The 20,057-nt window shown below is 57.7% G+C and carries 18 protein-coding genes; 13 read left to right on the plus strand and 5 right to left on the minus strand.

The features are described 5' to 3' along the window. Nucleotides 1-14 precede the first annotated feature (14 nt). Together BGO89_06905 and BGO89_06910 are read right to left on the minus strand one after the other, a co-directional pair. Entirely contained in the window at nt 15-833 is an 819-nt protein-coding gene (locus BGO89_06905) for a hypothetical protein (GenBank protein OJX57695.1), read from the minus strand. Between the two features lie 896 nt (nt 834-1,729). Beyond that, nucleotides 1,730-2,131 carry a hypothetical protein gene (locus tag BGO89_06910; protein ID OJX57696.1) on the minus strand — a complete coding sequence of 134 codons (402 nt, stop codon included), beginning with the start codon at nt 2,129-2,131 and terminating at the stop codon, nt 1,730-1,732. A gap of 216 nt (nt 2,132-2,347) precedes the next feature. Here BGO89_06910 and BGO89_06915 point away from each other — a divergent pair, with 216 nt between their 5' ends. The 7 genes from BGO89_06915 to BGO89_06945 all read left to right on the plus strand — a co-directional run bounded on the left by BGO89_06915 (nt 2,348) and on the right by BGO89_06945 (nt 9,660). Next, the gene (locus BGO89_06915) at nt 2,348-3,670 is read left to right on the plus strand and encodes a hypothetical protein (protein ID OJX57697.1); all 1,323 of its coding nucleotides are present in this window, start codon (nt 2,348-2,350) and stop codon (nt 3,668-3,670) included. Nucleotides 3,671-4,347: 677 nt separating this feature from the next. Beyond that, a complete protein-coding gene (locus BGO89_06920; protein OJX57698.1) occupies nt 4,348-5,691 on the plus strand; it encodes a hypothetical protein in 1,344 nt (447 codons plus the stop codon). A gap of 90 nt (nt 5,692-5,781) precedes the next feature. Beyond that, a complete protein-coding gene (locus tag BGO89_06925; protein OJX57699.1) occupies nt 5,782-6,852 on the plus strand; it encodes a hypothetical protein in 1,071 nt (356 codons plus the stop codon). Nucleotides 6,853-7,095: 243 nt separating this feature from the next. After that, complete coding sequence (locus tag BGO89_06930) at nt 7,096-7,965, plus strand: cysteine methyltransferase (GenBank protein OJX57700.1); 870 nt, start codon at nt 7,096-7,098, stop codon at nt 7,963-7,965. 35 nt (nt 7,966-8,000) lie between these two features. Further along, a complete protein-coding gene (locus BGO89_06935; protein OJX57858.1) occupies nt 8,001-8,285 on the plus strand; it encodes a metal-binding protein in 285 nt (94 codons plus the stop codon). Next, complete coding sequence (locus tag BGO89_06940) at nt 8,275-8,865, plus strand: alpha-ketoglutarate-dependent dioxygenase AlkB (GenBank protein ID OJX57701.1); 591 nt, start codon at nt 8,275-8,277, stop codon at nt 8,863-8,865. The genes BGO89_06935 and BGO89_06940 overlap by 11 nt, the downstream gene beginning before the upstream one ends. 81 nt (nt 8,866-8,946) lie before the next feature. Beyond that, nucleotides 8,947-9,660 carry a prolyl 4-hydroxylase subunit alpha gene (locus BGO89_06945; protein ID OJX57702.1) on the plus strand — a complete coding sequence of 238 codons (714 nt, stop codon included), beginning with the start codon at nt 8,947-8,949 and terminating at the stop codon, nt 9,658-9,660. Nucleotides 9,661-9,666: 6 nt separating this feature from the next. Here BGO89_06945 and BGO89_06950 read toward each other — a convergent pair whose 3' ends face one another. Together BGO89_06950 and BGO89_06955 are read right to left on the minus strand one after the other, a co-directional pair. Further along, entirely contained in the window at nt 9,667-10,563 is an 897-nt protein-coding gene (locus BGO89_06950; GenBank protein OJX57703.1) for a hypothetical protein, read from the minus strand. Between the two features lie 77 nt (nt 10,564-10,640). Then, complete coding sequence (locus BGO89_06955) at nt 10,641-13,571, minus strand: hypothetical protein (GenBank protein OJX57704.1); 2,931 nt, start codon at nt 13,569-13,571, stop codon at nt 10,641-10,643. A gap of 145 nt (nt 13,572-13,716) precedes the next feature. Here BGO89_06955 and BGO89_06960 point away from each other — a divergent pair, with 145 nt between their 5' ends. From BGO89_06960 to BGO89_06970, 3 genes are read left to right on the plus strand one after another with little or no spacing between them, the layout of a single operon-like run. Next, complete coding sequence (locus BGO89_06960; protein OJX57705.1) at nt 13,717-14,877, plus strand: hypothetical protein; 1,161 nt, start codon at nt 13,717-13,719, stop codon at nt 14,875-14,877. A 57-nt stretch (nt 14,878-14,934) separates the two neighbouring features. Further along, entirely contained in the window at nt 14,935-16,386 is a 1,452-nt protein-coding gene (locus BGO89_06965) for a hypothetical protein (GenBank protein OJX57706.1), read from the plus strand. Further along, on the plus strand, nt 16,383-16,817 hold the full coding sequence (locus tag BGO89_06970; GenBank protein ID OJX57707.1) for a hypothetical protein: 435 nt from the start codon (nt 16,383-16,385) through the stop codon (nt 16,815-16,817). Before BGO89_06965 ends, BGO89_06970 begins: the two co-directional genes overlap by 4 nt. Here the strand turns inward: BGO89_06970 and BGO89_06975 are convergent. Continuing rightward, nucleotides 16,814-17,596, minus strand: a complete 783-nt coding sequence (locus tag BGO89_06975) for a hypothetical protein (GenBank protein ID OJX57708.1) — start codon at nt 17,594-17,596, stop codon at nt 16,814-16,816. The two genes, BGO89_06970 and BGO89_06975, sit on opposite strands and share 4 nt — an antisense overlap. 37 nt (nt 17,597-17,633) lie before the next feature. On the opposite strand from BGO89_06975, the gene BGO89_06980 reads away from it, so the two are divergent. The 3 genes from BGO89_06980 to BGO89_06990 are packed head-to-tail and all read left to right on the plus strand — an operon-like array spanning nt 17,634 to nt 20,052. Further along, nucleotides 17,634-18,197 carry a hypothetical protein gene (locus BGO89_06980; GenBank protein OJX57709.1) on the plus strand — a complete coding sequence of 188 codons (564 nt, stop codon included), beginning with the start codon at nt 17,634-17,636 and terminating at the stop codon, nt 18,195-18,197. A gap of 2 nt (nt 18,198-18,199) precedes the next feature. Further along, nucleotides 18,200-19,456, plus strand: a complete 1,257-nt coding sequence (locus BGO89_06985) for a hypothetical protein (GenBank protein OJX57710.1) — start codon at nt 18,200-18,202, stop codon at nt 19,454-19,456. 26 nt (nt 19,457-19,482) lie between these two features. Continuing rightward, nucleotides 19,483-20,052: a hypothetical protein gene (locus BGO89_06990; GenBank protein ID OJX57711.1), complete on the plus strand. Its 570-nt coding sequence runs from the start codon at nt 19,483-19,485 to the stop codon at nt 20,050-20,052. The last annotated feature ends 5 nt before the right edge of the window (nt 20,053-20,057 follow it).

Raw genomic sequence — 20,057 nt, forward strand, 5'->3', positions numbered from 1 at the left:
ACAGCTATAGCCTTCTACTCGTCTCCCTTTGTCCTCTTGCTACTATCCTGTGCCTTCAACGTTTTGTTCGTGGCCTTCAACGCTTTCTTGACTTTGGGCAGTTCCGTCTGTACAGGCAGGTCTTCGGGGTTGCGGCCCGTTGATCTTTGGATCATTTCTCGGACGTCCCGGCCAACTTCTGTGTGCGCCTGTTCCAATCTTATCTGTCCTTCGATCTTCTCATTCCGAATCTTCTCTTCCGTTACTGTAGTACGAAAAAGATTTGCGGCCAACTCCGTCCGTCCCATGTGGTCAATCAAACGCTTGCTTTCTATCCCACGTTTCTTTGCTAGCTGATGGTTGTACATGTTGTACAATCCTTTGTAACCAGCATTGACAAACCTCGCGAAGTCGTTGACCCCGGCTTTACGGGCAGTAGGAGCCAGAGACTTATTTGCTTCCCCAAGCTCATATCGAATTAGAATGCGTTCAATCTCATCAGGAGCTTCCAATGCCAAGAAGCTCTCTGTCATCTTGGCAAAGTATAGTTGGGCCTTTGCAACCTGTTGTAGTGAGGAATCAGCATTCATTACAGTCATGTAACAGGCTGTACGGCTCAACTTCCAATCCGTAGTGCCATCGCGATCATATGAGCGAAAATCCTCAGTCCACTCCATCCCCGCAGCCATGAATGCTTTGATTGCTTTGCTAACAACCTTCCTGAATTCAGCGTGATCAACACCAAGCATTACCATCAGGTCGCTACCCCACCAGTACGGCGCACCATTCTCCTGACGGAAGTCCTCAAAGTCGATGTGCTGCTGCCCCGAATCGGGAACCTGGTCGGTAGACATGATAATATTCCTTTCAATGAGCGGAAACTTACCACATCACTTTGAATCTACCTTGCTCTGCCTAAGAACATCGCGGTTCCGTCAAGCCTTGGGAAGGTGCGCCCCAATCCTAAGCCCTTATGAATCAGAATGTTAAGATTTGCGAATGTGTGGCGCCGACAATTGTTCGCCCCCAACAGTGCGGCTACACCTGGCTCTCCTATTCTGTCAGGTTCGACCTATCGTCTCGCCTATTCTTACTCTTTCGATACCAGACTAACAACGTCCAGTAGAACCGCTCAAAATCCGTCAAGGTAAAGCCTGTTTGTTGATGTTTTTGCCGCGCTAGTGACCATATCACCCGCGCAGCCGCCTTGATGGTCGGAGCCTTTCCTGCGTTGAGCAAGCGGTCTATTGACTCGACGCAGGCGTCTCGCAATCGTTCCGTAACAGGTGAAAGTCGTGCCATGATAGTCGTGTTAGTATTGGTCAAATTGGGGTCAAATACGGATCAAACGTCAGATCGAGGGGTCCACAGAATCGCGCCCTGATGCCCATCCATTGGCTCTGTGGCTTGGTTTCAAGGATTCTTGCCCAGCCCGAAGCATCATGATTTGTAATCAGCAGGCCGCCAGTTCAAGTCTGGCAATCGGCTCAAAGCTACAAGCCGTATCCCTGATGGGATACGGCTTTTTGCGTATCGGGGAGCATCCAGAGTCAGCAGATAGAATGGCTTAGATTGACATAAACCATACATAGAATAGCATAGACTTTCGTGCAGTTTCCGTGCAGAAATCAGCTAGCCATCTTTCCTTCCGCCCATACATTCTGTTGCTATCAACGCCTTTCCTGATACAAAAAACACCCAACAGATACGATCCGGTAGGTGCATGAATCTGACTACTACGTGCAACCAGCTATCCAGCTTTGTGAACCTTATCCTTGACCTCCTGTCCTTTTCTCTTTTCGACGTTGTCCAATGCTTTGGCCAGACGCTCGGCATTCGTATAGCTGTAACAATTGATTGTCGTCGTAGTATTCCTATGGCGTAGGAGTTGCTGCCGGGTATACATTTCGACGTCGGCTTGATGCAATCGATCACAGAAAGTCCGTCTGAAGGTGTGGAAACCCCTTTTGACGTCCAAGCCTAAGAACTGCATTGCACGTTTCACAGTATTCAGCAAGCGCGACTGTGAGCTATAAGACCAACGAAACACATAGTCATTCCGATTCGCCTTGAGTGTTTTCCTTGCCCGCTTGTTCTTCATCAAGTATGCTTCTTGCTGGCACGGTAACAAGTCCTTCACTCCTGTCATCATCCCTTTATTCACTGCGCATACACAAATAACGAGGGCGTTAAAACAGTAAAGGTTTTGCTAAGGTGAGCCACGGATCATCTTCTCCTAGGTTTCCACTCGTGAAAACGAATCAACACCAGTCCGTAACGGACGAGCAGACGGGTTGCCACTTCATAAATTTGTTATCTGCAAGGGTGTCAGTATCCCTTACTCGTTCATTGAGTATAGGAGCGAATCGTGTATAGGTCAAAATTACTCGGGTTCCTAGGTGCTATCGTACTGCTGACGGCATCTTCAGGGGCTACGCCACAGGACGGCGACGCGGCCGTCCATATCGGGCCAATCCGGTGGACGAAGGACAGTATCGGTGCCTTCGCCGCACCTGATGCTGCAAATGTCCTATTCCTGGCTAACAAGCCAGATTCGGCCATCCTTGTCGTCGATCCAAACACGGGTGTTGAGCGGCAACGGCTTCGCGGATATGTCCAGGATCAATCATCCTTCATGTGTAGCCCCGATGGTATGCTGTGTCTCATGGGAGGGGGAAGCATCGACGGACGCACGTTAACCTTGCTCTATAGCAGTGAAGGCCAGCTTCTGAGAGAATGGAATGAAAGCTCGGAAGCGTGGGCCATTTCTGCGAAGCTGCAACGTGCCTGCGTCCTGATGAAGGACGGAGATGTTGCCGGTTGCGCATTGCGCGATCTGACAACAGGAGAAACGATCAAGTGGCTCGATGGGTGGGAATATGTATGGTTCGACGAGTGGCACAACAGGCTGTACGTCGGTACTGGAAAGTGGGGCGGTGAGTTCGGCAACTGGACCGTCGAACTTGATGCTACGACTGGTCAGGAACTGAACACGTACGGGCCAATGTGTCGCCTGAAAGATTCCGATACTCTCCTTGTTGTTGGGGAGGATATGCAGAAACCGGGCCTTAGGCTAGCAAAAGTAGTGGCTCTAAATATTGCAACAGGAGGACGGGGCCCCATTATTCAATGTCCTGCGGATGTCTCAGACAAGTGCAGTTGCTTTAAGATCAATATTTACCATTGGTCTCTGAATAGAGACGGTGGGAATGCGATTCTACAACGTATTCGTGGACTCAATGATCGATCAGTCATTGCTCGACGATTCCATCATGGACAACTCGACAATGCCGAATGTTATCTTAATGATCAGCTAGCCTTGACGACGGGTGCTCCCTATGTTGCCGATGATGTTAATCAGAATCTATACTACCTACCTAATAGTTACTGGGGCAGCTTCATTTGCCGTGCGATTGGGCCTACGCTCCCGGTACCCGAGCCCGGTGCGCCGACATCTCTCATGATGGTTGTCGATGGCAGCACTCTCCGCATCACAACGCCTTCCGATGCCACGGGTGATGGTATTCTCTCCATCACCGATATCAGCGGAAGACTGATGCAGAGGTCCACCGTGGTATTGGGTGGCCGTCCGGTCTCCGTTTCGATTGCTGGCCTACCGACCGGGAGCTATCTCTGTAGTCTGCAAGCAGGCTCCATATCAGCGACTGGTAAGTTCTCCGTCATCCAGTAGTAGCCCCTCACGTGCGCCACGCGTTCTCCCGATGGAAGAGCACTGAACTACAATCCGATCTGCCACAATCCACACAACTGAACTTATGAGAAGCTACAAATGAAGAGAAAGGGCACGAATAGGCATTTTCTCTTCACTTTGGTGCGTTTCTTGTAAGACCTAGCTGCAGTATATACTCAAACGAGCCTATACGGGCATCGCCGGAATACGCATGGACATGAGTCAGCGCCATGAACATTTCGACGACGAGCTGTTCGCCTACGAATGGCTCGACGCCTCCAAGACACTACCCCTACCCCGCTATCTCCTTTCACCCCGTGCGGACCAACAACACGACATCGGAACCTCACCCGCACGGGGCGGAAAAGGGACGTGTCCGTGCGATCGGCAAACTCCTGCTCCCGTCGTCCTCGCGTGCGCATCTGCTGGCACGGTAACAAGTCCTTCACTCCTGTCATCATCCCTTTATTCACTGCGCATACACAAATAACGAGGGCGTTAAAACAGTAAAGGTTTTGCTAAGGTGAGCCACGGATCATCTTCTCCTAGGTTTCCACTCGTGAAAACGAATCAACACCAGTCCGTAACGGACGAGCAGACGGGTTGCCACTTCATAAATTTGTTATCTGCAAGGGTGTCAGTATCCCTTACTCGTTCATTGAGTATAGGAGCGAATCGTGTATAGGTCAAAATTACTCGGGTTCCTAGGTGCTATCGTACTGCTGACGGCATCTTCAGGGGCTACGCCACAGGACGGCGACGCGGCCGTCCATATCGGGCCAATCCGGTGGACGAAGGATAGTATCGCCAACTTCGCTGTACCTGATGGGGCAAATGTTGTATTCCTCGGAAGACGGCCCGATACTGCCGTTCTCGTCGTCGATCCTATGACAGGAATCGAACGGCGACGCCTGCCGGGATTCATCGGCTCCACGTCGCTAGGATGTAGCCCGGATGGTACACTCTGTTTGATGGCAGGTGCGATCACGCCGGAAAGCACGGCATCGACCACGCTGCTCTACAACGTTGCCGATGGCCGCCTTCTGTGGCAGAAGACCGAACAGGCTCGCTTCATGGCGATGTCGACGAAACTTGATCGTCTGCTACTTCGATTTAGTGATACTCAGGATTATGAACTTCGTAGTCTGACGACAGGCGAAACCATCAAACGATTCAATAGCCTGATCGAGTATGTATTCATGGACGAATGGCACCAGCGCATCTATGTCGGTACTGGAAAGTGGGGCGGTGAGTTCGGCAACTGGACCGTCGAACTTGATGCTACGACTGGTCAGGAACTGAACAAGTGGGGCTTGGCGACGTACGGGCCGATGTGCCGCCTAAAGGATTCCGATACGCTCCTCGTATTTGGTGAGGATCTTCAGAAGCCGGGACTACGGCTAGCAAAAGTCCTGGGATTGAATGTGAAGACGGGCGGACGTAGTGTGGTGCTTGAGTGTCCGGAGAATACCTCTGATGTGTGTGGGTGTATTGGCTGGAACATTCTTGCACGCTGGACTATCTCCCCTGACCAGCAAAGCGCTCTTCTGCATCAGGTTCGTAATCAGCGTACCATTGCTGTCCTTGCTCGGCGATTCCAAATAGAAAGAATGATTGGATCGGAGTGCTTTATCAATGAACCAATCATGCTATTTGGCGAACCAATGGGGATAAACCGTGAATTCGTTGATGTCGTCAATAACAACTTTTACTATATACCCAAACAGTTTATTTGCCGCGCCATCGGTCCGACCCTACCCGTACCCGAGCCCGGTGCGCCGACACCTCTCATGATGGTTGTCGATGGCAGCACCCTCCGCATCACACCACCATCCGATGCCGCTGGCGAAGGCTTTCTCTCCATCACGGATATGAGCGGACGACTCGTGCAGCGATCCACGGTGGTATTGGGTGGCCGTCCGGTCTCCGTTTCAGTGGGTGGCCTACCGACCGGAAGCTATCTCTGTAGTCTGCAAGCAGGCTCCATAGCGGCCACTGGTAAGTTCTCCGTCGTCCAGTAAGCAAGCCCACCTCCAGGTGCGCCGTGTTCTCTCCTGCTGAGAGGACGCTGAACTACAATCCGATTTGCCACACACCAAACAACTGAACCTATGAGAAGCTACATAGCTATCGTGCTCATGATCGTGGGCATGGGTAGGGGGCTTTATGCCCAGGACTGCGCGCCGACACCCATTGTCGTCGGTCCGGGATCACCCGTAACGCAGCAAATGATCGACATGGTCATGGACACCGTCCGACCGAAGGTGTTCATCGGCTGGAACTGGGGCGCGTCGCTCCATCAGGTGAACGCCGATCTCCATTCGAACGTCTGGCATTTACGAAGCCCGTTCTCGGCAACTACAAGAGGGACGGACCCGTTCGTCCGTGAGCCCTATCATGAAATGTCCAAGACGACGGATGGTATGAAGCTCATCCTCGCCCCTGCACGGCCGTATGACCGTACGGCTATGCTAACGGTCTGCCCCTGGTATGTTCCGCTCTGGGATAGCGGATACAAGGAACCCAAAGGCCGTATCGACATGACCTTCAGCGGCGACGATCCCATCGCACTCACAGAGGTCCTCGGCATCCGTTATCAGCCAGAGTATACAGTCAACACGACGAACTTCACGCCGATGGTCGGCGACACACAGGGCGCAGGCTTCGGCTTCCAGAACAAGGTCCACGGTACCGTCAGCGGGCAGCGGTTCGTCCTGCAACAAGCCGGCCTTGTCGGAACACCGACCGTCCTGAGTGGTTGCTGGCCGAATACCCATCTCGTGGAATGGAGTGAGCTAGCCAACACACGACAATCGGCTCCCTTCAATGGACGGCGAATGTATGCCGCGATCAACAACCGGACATGTTCGCATTACCATACCGGCTGGCACGCTATCATGTGTGATATACGATGCGATAGGGAGGGTGAGTGCGACACTCCCAACCGACATGGAGCATGTAATGCTCGAGAATCTTGCCACCGGTACCTACTTCGTTGTTGCAACGGGCAAACGCGTCGTCACAACATCGTTTGTGGTCACCAGATAGCCCCGCATACCAGCCCCTGGACCAGGACCCGGCCGAGGCCATCGGGCATCGGAAGCCACGGAATATCAATCGTAAGCTCCAATGGATCGGAATGTCACGTACCAGCCAAAGAGATTCGCGGCAGTGCAACGTGAAATCTCTCCTGCTGCTCTGTAACTCGGTCCTGGAGCATCGCCACGGATGTGAAGTCCAACGACTCCTAATCGGCAGTCTACCGGTTCAAGTGCTGCGGTCCGTCCCGTACGCAGGCCATGTCCCCGGCCGGATACGGCCGCGCTGTCATTGGTTTCTCACTCCCAGGACGACACAGCAATAATCGGGTTACAGGAACGCTGTCGGGACGCTAAGTTGCCACGGTACAACAGGGAATCCTGACCATGTCGAACGACTATGACTACATGAGGATCGCCGAAGCGATCGACTTCCTGAAACGGAATTTCAAGGACCAGCCGTCACTGCAGGACGTGGCGGAACATATCCACCTCAGCCCATACCACTTCCAGCGCCTGTTCAAGAACTGGGCCGGCGTAACGCCCAAGCAATTCCTGCAGTACATCAGCATCGAACACGCGAAGACCATGCTCGAAGACAGACAGGCGTCGCTGTTCGACGCTGCACTGGAAACGGGACTTTCAGGTACCAGCAGGCTTCACGACCTCTTCGTGAAGATCGAAGGTATGACACCGGGCGAGTACAGGAACGGTGGTGAGCACATCGACATCAACTACAGCTTCGCGGAGAGTCCGTTCGGCATGGTGATCATCGCATCGACGCCGAAAGGTATCTGCTACATGGCCTTCTTCGATACGGACAGGGATCGGGCCTTCGAGGAGTTGAAGCAACGCTTCCCGAACGCCAGGTACAGGATGACGGTCGATCTGGTACAGCAGCAGGCGCTCTTCATCTTCACGCAGGACTGGAGCAGGATCGGCGAGATCAAACTGCACCTGAAAGGAACGGAGTTCCAGATCAAGGTCTGGGAGGCCCTGCTGAAGGTTCCCATGGGCGAACTGTCGACGTACTCGGCCGTCGCACGGCAGATCGGTAATGCCGGTGCTTCGCGTGCAGTGGGATCGGCGATCGGCGACAATCCCGTCGCCTTCCTCATTCCCTGCCATCGTGCGATCAAGGCCACGGGTGAGATCGGAGAATACCATTGGGGCAGTACACGGAAGAATGCCATGATCGGCTGGGAGGCCTCCAGGGTGTTCGGCGATACGACCGGCGATACGGGCCATCGATCATGACAGCGGTCGCACCACCGAAGAATCCCCATGGTACGATGATCTCCCATTCCGATATGGGAAGCACCGCATCGGAACGACGACGGAGGCTATGGCAGCTCGTACGCGACGGAAGCATCGCACTGGCAGGCAATCGTCGACTGAGGATCTACGGCAGACTCGACTGCTCGTCGGGCAGGCGTATGAAGCTCGTCAACCGAGTCTTCTTCCGCGACGAAGCGGAGGCCATCGCAGCCGGATATCGTCCATGCGCCCATTGCATGCGTGAACACTTCGAACGATGGCACCCTGCCGAACATCGGGAATCCAGCCATGATCGATGACGGAACGAACATCCTTCCGCGCGACGGTAAGGCCTTCCTGCTCGCCACGTTCTTCGACAAGGAAGACGGTGATCGCTACCTGGATCTGCTGATGACGGAGATCGCATGGCGTCAGGAACCGATCGTCATCATGGGCAGGACGATCATGCAGCCGCGGTTGACGGCACTTCACGGCGATGAGGACAAACCCTACCGCTATTCGGGAATCACGATGGCACCGCATCCGTGGACCGCCACGTTGCTGGAGATCAGGAACAGGATCGAATCCATCGTGAACCATCGTTTCACGACGGCATTGCTCAATCTGTACCGCAACGGCGAAGACAGCATGGGATGGCACGCCGACAACGAGAAGGAGCTCGGCCGCGATCCCTTCATCGCCTCCGTCAGTTTCGGCGCAACGCGAACCTTCCAGTTCCGCCACCGTACCGACGCACCGGCACGCGCGGAAGTATCCCTTGGACATGGCAGCCTGCTGATCATGTGCGGCCCCACGCAACACTACTGGCTCCACCGTCTTCCGAAACGGGCGAACGTATCGGAGCCGAGAATCAACATCACGTTCAGAACGATACTCTGACGAACGATCGATCCGCGATACATCCTACGTCGCGGCACCGATCATGGAATGACATCTCTTCATCATCACCCATCGCACCAAATGCCTGCAATCATCGAACGCATCGCGCGATGCGATTGGCCCGACGTCGTTACCAGCCTGCATACGACCGGATACGCCATCGTTCCCTCCGTCGTCACGAAGGACGAATGTGACGGACTGATCGCATCCTACGACGTAGATACGCTCTACAGGAAGACCGTGAAGATGGAACGCCACAGGTTCGGTATCGGCGAGTACAGATACTTCCGTTATCCGTTGCCCGGTATCGTCGCCGATCTGCGCACGGCCATCTATCCTCGCATCGCACCGGTAGCGAACGCGTGGATGGACATGCTCGGTATCGATACGGCATATCCGGCGGATCATGCGACGTTCCTGGCGTCATGCCACGACCGCGGCCAGAGCCTTCCTACGCCCCTGATCCTGAAGTACGGCCCCGACGGCTACAACACACTGCACCAGGACCTCTACGGCGAGCTGTACTTCCCGATACAACTCGTCCTCTTCCTCAGCCAGTCGGGCGAGGACCATACCGGTGGTGAGTTCGTGCTTACGGAACAGCTCCCCAGAGCACAGTCGAGGGCTACGGTACTGAATCCCGGGCGTGGTGATCTGCTGCTCTTCACGACGAACTTCCGTCCGGTACGGGGAAGTCGTGGACACTACAGGTCGGCGGTCAGGCATGGCGTGAGTACCGTACGGGAGGGCCAGCGCCACACGCTGGGCATCATCTTCCACGATGCCGCGAGCTGACCGGATTCATCGATAGAGGCTTCGCCAGAGGTAGAACGACGTATAGCTTTCCCAGCCCGGAAACCGAACGAAGAAGCGTTCGATACCGGCCTTGTCCTTCCTGTCCGCGATCATTCCATGATCGACCAGAGCCTTGATCATTCCGGCATCGCCGTGAGGAATACTCGACGGGTCTCTCATCGTCTTCATCAGCACGTAATTCGCAGTCCACGGCCCGACACCACTCAGTTCCATCAGCGACCGGCGTCTTTCGGCGACATCTTCCATATGCCGGAGGACTTCCCTGCTCACCTTGCCCTCGGCGACGGCGCGAGCGATACCGATGATGTAGTCCACCTTGCTGCGCGACAACTGCATCGCTCTCAGATCCTCCGGCTTCGCATCGGCCAGGACCTCCGCACGCGGAAAGGCGTAGTGAGGCGCTCCTCCATGGATCATCGAGCTACCGTAGTCCATCACGAGTCGGCGTTTGATCCTGTGCGCGAAAGCCAGATTGATCTGCTGCCCGATGATGGACCAGCACAGTGCTTCGAACAGGTCCGGGATCCCGATCATGCGCAGGCCACGGAAGATCTTCGGCATGTATGCAAGATCATCGTGCTCCGTCAGTAATTCATAAAACGGGATAATATCCCGATCCATATCGAACAGATCCCGGACGTGGTTCCTCACGTCGGCATGCGTGATCGATCCGCTACCGTCATCGAGAATACGGACGTGGACACCCTCGTCATCTCCCGTCAGTTCGGTGAGGATCGTACGATCCATTATCGTCAGCACCTTCCGGACTGCCGCACCATCGATGACGTGAAGGCAGTCGTCGAGCTGGCGATCGAGGAACCGCAGGCACTCGGCGAAGCTGAACGGTCGGATTGCGGGAACGGATATGACTGTTGGTTTCATGACGTGAATATGCGGTAGCATCCGGTATCGATCAATCCGTTCATTGCCGTATCCGGTACTGATCGCTGATAGCCGGTCTACCACGCCATGAGAGCCATGACCTGCATCTGCACACCGCTCCGTACGCGCACGAACAGCGGACCGCGGCAGGAGGGCCGCAGGGTGGCCAATCCGGAATCGTTCTGCGTCACCACGTCCGTCTCGGACAACAGGCGGCCGTCGGGCGTCCATGCTTCGACGATACAATGCGTTCCTGTAGCTGCACGGATCCCGATCCGGATACCGTCATGACCGGCAGTCGCGAAGAGCACGGCAAGCGACGGGGCATTGAAGCGCACCGTACGCGTATCCAGACTGCATCCGACCCATTCCACGCCGCGCAAGGTATCGCCGACGATGGTACCGCACCCTTCGGAGGATACGACCCTGCAGATGAACGGTTCATCCGTCTCAGTGGTCAGCATGGCTTCGCCACTGAAGCGGATCGACCCGGTGGCGGAAGGAGCATAGCCTATACGCATCGTGCGCTCCGTGAGGCCCACGGTGCTGCCGAGGTCCACTCCTTCTTCCACCGTCAGATGCGCGATGGCGCGCAGAGGCATGACGACTTCGGCGATGAAGGTCGTGAAGGACTCCGGATTCGTCGCACGCAGCTCGATGGTCGAACGTTGTCCGGGCTCGAGCTGGAAAGGCTGGAAGGCGAGCCGTGCCGTTGCGGCCGACGTCACCGTCACGGGAAACGTCACGAGGCGGCTGCAATCGGAGGCGGCATAGACACGTACCGAATAGGACGTCGTCCGAAGCGGGCGTACGGTCACCGATCGCTGCGTGGGGTCGTCGATATCCGGTCCGGGTATCCACTCGTAGCGCGTGCCTTCGGGTGCCGTAAGCATGACTGCATCGCCTTCGCAGATGGCCTGTGCGGGCATCGTATCGGTTCCACTCGCGCCCGTGTAGACCGTAACCGGAAATACGATCGTACTGCTGCACCCGTTCGCCGCGAAGACCGTTACGGTATATGTCGTCGTCGTCACTGGTCGTACGGTCACGGACTGTTGTGCGGGGTCGGCGATATCCGGCCTCGACTCCCAACGATATCGTTGGCCTTCGGGTGCCGTAAGCACGACCGCATCGCCTTCGCAGATGACCCGTGCTTCGACCGTGTCCGTTTCTCCCGCACCCGTACGTACGGTGACCGTCACCGTACGCTTCTGATGACATGCGCCGCTCCATATGTCGACGACATAGGTCGTCGTCGTATCCGGGGATATGAGAGGCACGGGCGAACGCGGGTCGCTCACGCCGTCGGATGGGCTCCACAGCACACTATCGGCTTCGGAAACGGTCAGTCGTGTGGCCATGCCCCGACAGAGTTCCGTACTGCCCGAGATGGTCGGATCGAACGTCCGGTAGTGCACGGTCACAACGTCCTCGGACACGCAGCCTTCGGCCGTATACCCCTTGACGCGATAGATCGTGGTACTGAAGACGCGCACGATCGGATCCGGGGCGTACTTGCTGCTGATACCGATGTCGGGTTCCCATTCGTATCGTTCTGCTCCACTCGCATGAAGACGCCCGTACGAGGAATCGCACAGCTCGACGTCGGGCCCCGCATCCACGATCGGCAGCGGTACGACGCGTACAGTGCGCGTCGTCGTATCGGCACCGTACGAGTTGCTCACCACGAGGCGAATGGCATAGGTTCCAGGTGTGGAATAGCATACCGGGGGCGGCACCCGGCCATCGTAGACACCCGGTGTTCCTCCGGTGAAGGTCCATTCCCATTTCGTCGGCGTCCGTTCCGTCGCGTCACGAATCGTCAGACAGGATCCTACACAGGCCGCCGTATCCGCGAGGATACCGGCGATGGGCGGACCGCAGAAGACGATCCTGCTCCTGTCATAGAGACATTCCGTGACGTTCGGCATTCCGAGTACGGCGATGCCGCCGTCGAGCGGAACGGCATAGGTCGTGGTATACACGGCTTCCTGACCATACCGTTCGGGATACTGGACGACCCGCAGGTTCGCCCCGTCCGCGACGTAGATCCTTCCGTCAGGCCCGCACTGGATGCCGCCTCTGTACAACGACGGTTCGTAGCTCGGTATCGGACCCAGCTCGATACCGGCGACGGGCGGATAACTGGTCAACGTTGGGAACTGCCATACACTACTCCACGTGGTGCCGTAGAGCATCGAACCCGACGGCGAGAATGCGATGCCGTAGAAGGGCAGCCCACGGCGAACGGTACGTGGAGTATTGATATCGCCCGTTCCGATGTCGAAGGAGAACAGTTCCAGCATCGCCGCATGCGGGCTCGCCATCGCCAGCAGGGTGCCTTCCGGTGAGAACTTGATATAGCCGAGCCCATACTCGCGACCGGGCTGACCGGGTTCGACCGTATACTGCTCGCCCACGTTCCTGACGATGGGCGGGTGGACGCCGTCGGCATCGACCCGATAGACGTAGAATCGGGGTATCGTCATCGCATGTGCCACGACCCACCATGACTGGCCGTCGCAGTGCAACGTGGCCGTCAGTTTTTCCGCACACGAATCCAGGAGGCGTACGTTCTTCACCGTAACGTCGCCCATGCCGTTGTTCAGCGTCATGTCGACGACCGAATACGCCAGGCCCGGTCTCTGACCGTTATTGGAGAGGTCTCCCGGCGTGAAGACGTAGTACTTCGACGTGTCGCCCGGCATCGGAATGATGAGGGCGCTCTGCGTACTGGACCATCCACCGAGGAGCCCCCTGCCGTTCGGCATCGACGAGCCGCTGCGGTCGTAGAGGATGATACCGTCCGTGCTGAACAGCAGCGCACCCGTCGTCCGGTTACAGATCGACGCGCTTCCTTCCTGCGTACTGAAGAATCCCCGAATGGCCTTCACGCCCGTCGACGAGAACTCGAGACCGGCATTCTCGCCGAAGTGCCAGACGTCGTACTCATGTTGCGCGAACATGACAATGGGAGAACACAGGATGAGCAGAAGGATCGTACGCATACGGTGCAGGAGTTGATTTCCGCGCGAAAGTTTCCAGGTGGATCGAACACGACTTTGGATGCAATTTGCATCCGTATCCTGCCTGAGGCAAACACCACTTCTCCCGACCGTGAACACGACACCAGCCGCATTACCGATCGTCACGATGCGCCCGCGCGAAGAGCAACGCATCAAATCCGGACACCTGTGGGTCTATCGCAATGAACTGAGCGACGTCATCCCTGCCGAATCCGGCGCCCTCGTCCGTGTAAGTACGTTCGACGGCGCATCGATGGGCACGGGCTTCTACAACCCGCAATCGAAGATCGCCATACGCCTGCTCGGCGGCGAGATCGAGAACGTCGACACCGACTTCTTCATCCAGCGCATCGGCGCGGCCCAGGCCGTCCGTGAAAGAGTCCTTCCCGGAGAGACCGCCTATCGTGTCGTCTTCGGCGAAGCCGACCTCATGAGCGGCCTCATCGTCGACCGCTATGGCGACTATCTCGTCGTCCAGACGCTCGCGGCCGGCATGGACCGGCGGATGCCGCAGATCGTGGACGCGTTGCTGGCGGTGTTTCCGAACGTGAAGGGTATCGTCGAAAAGAACATGGCGGCCACGCGGACGCGCGAAGGACTGGACCTCAGGGAAGGCGTGATCCGGGGCACCGTACCGGACACGGTTGATATCGTGGAGAACGGGCTGAACCTGCGGATCGATCTGGCCGGTGGCCAGAAGACGGGATACTTCCTCGACCAGAAGATCAATCGCCGTACCGTGGCGTCCTTCGCGGAAGGCAAGCGCGTCCTCGACTGCTTCTGCAACGTGGGTGGCTTCGCCCTGAACGCTGCCAGGGCCGGTGCGGCGGAAGCCGTCGGTATCGACAGCTCGGCGGCGGCGGTGGCGGCGGCGCGCAGGAATGCCGAGCTCAACGGCCTCGCCAATTGCCGCTTCGAACAGGCCAACGTCTTCGACCTCCTCCGCGAACAGGTGCAACAGGGACGGACATGGGACATCGTCGTACTGGACCCTCCGTCCTTCGCCAAATCCAGGAGTGCCGTCAAGGGTGCTCAGGCAGGCTATGCCGAGCTCAACCGCACGGCCATGAAACTGCTGGCGCCGGGTGGGCTGCTGGTTTCGGCGAGCTGCACGCAACTCGTTCCCGAGTCGATGCTTATGGACATTCTATACAGGGAATCGGCACGATTGCGCCGCCGATTACGTCTTCTCCACCGTGGCGGACAGGCACCCGACCATCCGGTCCTGCTTGCGATGCCCGAAACGCAGTACCTGAAATTCCTCGTGTTTGACGTGGTCCAGTGTTGAGTTACATTGCACCGAACAGGTCTGATGCCATTACCACCAATCATGGAGTGAGCCATCATGCTTGAGTACGATTACGACGACGATGCCGATGAACCCAATCGGCAGGAAATGGACGAAACGCTCAACCGCTTCCGTGAATACCATCGGAGCGGCAACTGGCAACAGGGCTCGCCATCGGCCGAGGCCCTGGAAACCATCGTGCACTACTGTCTGGAAACGCAGAAGTTCGACGACGCCCTGGTCTTCGCCACCATGTGGAAGGAGACCGCTCCCTATTCTGCGGATGCCTGGCACAAGTACGGTATCGCCCTCAGCAGCGTGTCGCGCTGGGCGGATGCACTCGCGGCGTACGAACGGGCCACGGAGCTCGATCCGGTCGACATCGAAATCCATGTCAACAGAGGAATCGCGCTCGAACAGAGCGGACGTCTGGACGAGGCGATGGCCGTCATCGAATATGCCCTGAGCAACGAGCCGGACAATCCCGATGCCCTGTTCAGCAAGGCCATGATCTTCCAGAAACTCGAACGCTACGACGAAGCCGTACGGATCTTCCAGTACCTGTCCCGGCACGAGACGTTCCGTCGCGACGCCCTCTTCGAAATGGCCTATTGCCTCGAGTGCCTGGACCGCAACGACGAAGCGGGCGAGATCTACGAACAGTGTATCGAGACCGATCCCTACGACTCCAATGCCTGGTTCAACAAGGGCGTCATCCTGGGCAGGAAGGGCGCACACCGCCAGAGCATCGACTACTACGGCATGGCCGTCACGATCAAGTCCGACTTCGTGAATGCATGGTACAACATGGGCAATGCCTATGCGACCATCGGCCGGCTCGACGACTCCATCGCCGCTTATCGCGAAGCTCACGAGCTCGATCCCAAGGACGTCTCGGTGCTCCACAATCTGGCTTCCTCCCTCGAGGAGCGAGGTCTGTTCGCCGAGGCGATCGGTATCTTCAACAAGGCGCTCCTGCTCGAACCGACGCACCTGCAGAGTCTGTACGGACGCGGCACGTGTCACGACGCACTGGACCAGTACGAGAATGCGCTGCTCGACTACGATGCCGCTCTGGCCATGGATCCGTCCTATGCCGATCTGTGGTATGCCAAGGGCGACGCCAACTACAACCTGCAACGCCTCGAGGAAGCGCTCGTCTGCTACCGCAAGGCCCTGGACATCGAACCGAACGACATGGAATGCTGGTTCGACTACGGAAGCACGCTGCTGGAGACCGGAGACGTCATGGAAGCACTGCGTGCCTTCTCGGAGTGCATCAGCCTCGCACCGGAATGGTCCGAAGGATACTTCGCCACCGCCAAGGTGCTCTGCGGAGCGGGCCAGCCCCATACGGCGATTCCATATCTGCACAGAACTTTTTCGCTGGAACCTGGAAAGCGTCAGGAATTCGACCGGGAGTTCCCGGCCATCGCCGGACCGATCGGCATGGAATATCTCCGCGACGCTCTCGACCAGTTGTCCCGCATCTCACCTCAAGGAGAATGATCATGCCGTACGATCCCATGCTCGTCCAACCCATGCGCGAAGACCTGACCAAACTCGGAGTCCAGGAACTGCGTTCGGCCGAAGAAGTCGATGCCGCCATGGCGAAGCCCGGCTTCTCGATGGTCGTCGTCAATTCCGTATGCGGATGCGCAGCGGGCGGAGCACGCCCGGGCGTCGCACTCGCACTCAAGCATAACGTCCTGCCGGATCGTGTGCTGACGGTATTCGCGGGCCAGGATCTGGAAGCCACGGAACGCGCCCGCACGTACTTCACGGGCCAGGCCCCCTCGTCGCCCAGCATCGCCCTCATGCGCGATGGCCAGCTCGTGGGCTTCATGCCCCGCCATCATATCGAAGGCCGCACGCCGGAGATGATCGCCTCGGCGCTGACGACGGCATTCGACGAACTATGCGCCCAGGCCTCGGCCTAAGCAAGCCATAGATAGCGTTCTTCGACGGGGCCTCGTGCCCCGTCCGTCGTTTGTGGCTCCGGCATCGTCAGCACGGAACTCCACGTATCGAGCAGAGCGTCGTGTTTCCGGTAGTCCGGCTCCATCGATCTCATCAGGGCGTGGAAGTCGGGTCCGTGATGCAGGTGGACGAGGTGGCAGAGTTCGTGGATGACGACGACGCGGATGCAGGGATCGGGGGTACGGACCAGCATGTCGTTGAGCGTGATCGTTCCCGACGAACTGCAACTTCCCCATCTGCGACGCATACGGCGTATCTTGAGCGTGCGGTATCGAAGACCATGAACACCGAATGCGGGCAGCATCCCGGCGATCACCTCTCCGAAGACGCGTTCGGCATCACGCCGGCGCCAGCCTTCCACCCAACGCCAGGCAGTGGTTTCGTTAGATGCAAATCGTTTCGGGACAATGACTTGGCGATCGAACAATGCGGTTTCGGAAACGCCGTCGTTCGCATAATCGGTCGGCATCCTCCACTGGAATACCGCACCGCGATGGTGAAATTGCCGTGGTGTCGTCAGGGGCGGTATCACCTGACGCTGCTCGGCGGCCCTGGCAAGGCGGGTGGCGATCCATTCCGCACGCGAACGGAGGAACTGCTCGGCTTCGGAAACGGGAGTGCGGGCAGGGATCCGGACGATGAGGCGGCCATCCGGATGTATTTCGACGGACAGGGAACGCCTGCGCGACCGTATCAGTTGATAGGGCACCAACGTGCCCGGAAAGAGTGGTACCGTCAATGTAACGTTTTGATGCGGACGTTGTTGATAACATGAAATGAAGCGGCGACTGAGCGAATATAGCGACTCGGAACTCTACGCCATGTTACGCACCGAGCGCAGGGAAGAGGCATTCGGCGAGCTCTATGCTCGACTATCGCCCAATGTCTTTTCCTATTGCATGCGGGTACTGGGCAGCAGGGATCGAGCTTACGACGTTTTCCAGGAGACGTTCCTCCGCTTTTACCAAAGCGCGGAGAGACACGAAGGCCTGGATAACGTGCGGGCCTATGCGCTCACCATCTGCCGGAATCTCTGCCTGAACGAGAAGAAGCGGGTACAGACGAACGTCATCGAATTCGACGACACCCTCTACAACCCCGGCATGTCACGCGAAGCCGACCGGAATGAGATGCTGAATCTCATATCCACGGCACTGGAATTGCTCCCGCATGACATGCGCGAAGTCTTCGTCCTGCGGGAGTATGACGGCCTGTCGTACAACGAGATCAGCGACATGCTGAGCATCAAGCTCGACACGGCCAAGGTCCGGGTCTTCCGGGCCAGGCAGAAAATCAGAGAAATTCTTGAACCGTATCTCAACGAGATGCACCGAGAGTAACCATGTCAACCGTACCTCCCGAACAGCACGAGTGGATCCAGCAATTGCTGGATGGTGAGCTCGACGCCGTTCACGAACAACCTCTGTTCTCGGATCTGGCCGTCAACACGGACCTGAGAGCGGAGCTCAAGCAGCAACTGGCGATCCGGTCCACGGTCCAGAATGACCGTATGGCCCTGCTCCCCCCTGCCCATCTCACGAATGCCGTCTTTTCGGGCCTCGGCTTCGCCGCCCCGCTCGCCGGTGCCGTGGCGGGTGCGGCTGGAGGTGGAATCATCGCCTCCTGGCTGTCCAGGCTCGGGCTTCCCCTGCTGTCGGCCCTTGCAGCGACGGGTATCACGTGGTTCGCCGTCACGTCCGATGGTCAGACGCCGGCGCATCCGACGGCCGTGGCGGGTAATGCTCCGGTCACGACCACGCCGGTGACGGGGCAGCAGACGATGCCAACGGACGACGGTCGCCTCCAGGAACTCGAACGCACCAATGCCGGCCTCGCCCGCACGAACGGCGATCTCCAGCGTATGCTCGAGGCCCGGCGCCGGGAAACGTCGGCCCTCCGCCGGGAAATGGCCGCTCTGGAACGCCAGCACACACCGGCCGTGCAACAACCGGTCAGCACCACGGACGACGGCAACGGAACGACCATGAATCAGGAAGTCACCACGCCGATGGCATCCATGGTCACGGTCACCAATTCCATGGCTCTCGTGCGCGATACCGAACCGAAGACCTTCGCCATGACGAAGCTCGACGTCATGCCGTCGGCATGGGAGAAATATCCGGCCTTCATGATCCAGGCGCGCGGCATCGCCAGCGCTCCCCTGACGCAGACGACGGTATCGGCGCAGACGGCCTGGTATCAGAACATCGGCCTGGCCATGCTCTATCAGCTCTCCGACAACCACGGCATCGGTCTGGAATTCGGCAGCGAGACGTTCCCGCAGGTCTTCGAGGGCAGCAGGGCGAGTGGCCAGATCATCCGCTACGAACAGCAGCCCGCTTCCATGTGGGCAGGCATCTTCTACCGCTACCGCATGGCGCAGCCGGGCGGATCGGTCGCACCGTTCGGCCAGATCCTTGCCGGAGGCACGAAGTTCGGCCCGCTCGGCCGGGCTACCGTTGGGCTCGAATACACGCCGGTAGGCCCTCTGTCGTTCCTGGTCGGCGTCGAAGGCACCATGATGGGATATCAGTTCCAGAACAAGTGGTTCTCCTCCTCGAAACTCGGCCTAACCTACGGCGTAGCAGTACGCTTCTGAACAACGCACACATCAACCCGACGATCATGACACCTGTACGCACCCTGTTCATCCTCGTTCTCCTGACGGCCCTGGCCCTCTGGCTCGCGAGTTGCACGTCTCCACTGGATGCCGATGCGCCACGGAAAATCACACCCGTGACGCCGGCCGCCAAGGTCACGCCCATTTCCGTGTCGGCAGACTTCACCAACGCCAAAAGCTCCTACCGGATCAAGGGCCTGCCGATCTTCAAGGTCGACACCACGACGTCGCCTGCCACGGTCTGGATGGACGTCACGATGGAGCAGCAGAACGCCCCGGACAACAAACCCCTCATCGAGTCCTTCAGGATCCAGGCGGATTCCGTCCCGGGCGAAGGCTATCAGAAGAACCTCCAGGGCAACGAGATGTCCCTGCTCCTGAACCTCCAGAGCGGGCCGTTCACGACCAACGCCACATCGTCGAATGCCGGTTGGGTCCTGGTGTCCGAACCACAGCGCCAGCCCGGCGAGCCCCGCCGTATCACGATCAGCGTCTACGTGCTGGCCAACAAGGACAGCTTCTGGCCCGCGGAAAAGCAGGAACAGGTCTTCGGATTGTTCGAGCTGGTATTGTAACTGAA

It is taken from the genome of Candidatus Kapaibacterium thiocyanatum (assembly GCA_001899175.1).
GTDB classification, from domain to species: Bacteria; Bacteroidota; Ignavibacteria; order Kapaibacteriales; family Kapaibacteriaceae; genus Kapaibacterium; species Kapaibacterium thiocyanatum.

Bases quoted from the DNA above. Each gene is read 5' to 3' on its own strand.
- BGO89_06905 (OJX57695.1), bottom strand. From the start codon at position 833: ATGTCTACCGACCAGGTTCCCGATTCGGGGCAGCAGCACATCGACTTT.
- BGO89_06910 (OJX57696.1), bottom strand. From the start codon at position 2,131: ATGATGACAGGAGTGAAGGACTTGTTACCGTGCCAGCAAGAAGCATAC.
- BGO89_06925 (OJX57699.1), top strand. From the start codon at position 5,782: ATGAGAAGCTACATAGCTATCGTGCTCATGATCGTGGGCATGGGTAGG.
- BGO89_06930 (OJX57700.1), top strand. From the start codon at position 7,096: ATGTCGAACGACTATGACTACATGAGGATCGCCGAAGCGATCGACTTC.
- BGO89_06935 (OJX57858.1), top strand. From the start codon at position 8,001: ATGATCTCCCATTCCGATATGGGAAGCACCGCATCGGAACGACGACGG.
- BGO89_06940 (OJX57701.1), top strand. From the start codon at position 8,275: ATGATCGATGACGGAACGAACATCCTTCCGCGCGACGGTAAGGCCTTC.
- BGO89_06945 (OJX57702.1), top strand. From the start codon at position 8,947: ATGCCTGCAATCATCGAACGCATCGCGCGATGCGATTGGCCCGACGTC.
- BGO89_06950 (OJX57703.1), bottom strand. From the start codon at position 10,563: ATGAAACCAACAGTCATATCCGTTCCCGCAATCCGACCGTTCAGCTTC.
- BGO89_06955 (OJX57704.1), bottom strand. From the start codon at position 13,571: ATGCGTACGATCCTTCTGCTCATCCTGTGTTCTCCCATTGTCATGTTC.
- BGO89_06960 (OJX57705.1), top strand. From the start codon at position 13,717: ATGCGCCCGCGCGAAGAGCAACGCATCAAATCCGGACACCTGTGGGTC.
- BGO89_06965 (OJX57706.1), top strand. From the start codon at position 14,935: ATGCTTGAGTACGATTACGACGACGATGCCGATGAACCCAATCGGCAG.
- BGO89_06970 (OJX57707.1), top strand. From the start codon at position 16,383: ATGATCATGCCGTACGATCCCATGCTCGTCCAACCCATGCGCGAAGAC.
- BGO89_06980 (OJX57709.1), top strand. From the start codon at position 17,634: ATGAAGCGGCGACTGAGCGAATATAGCGACTCGGAACTCTACGCCATG.
- BGO89_06985 (OJX57710.1), top strand. From the start codon at position 18,200: ATGTCAACCGTACCTCCCGAACAGCACGAGTGGATCCAGCAATTGCTG.
- BGO89_06990 (OJX57711.1), top strand. From the start codon at position 19,483: ATGACACCTGTACGCACCCTGTTCATCCTCGTTCTCCTGACGGCCCTG.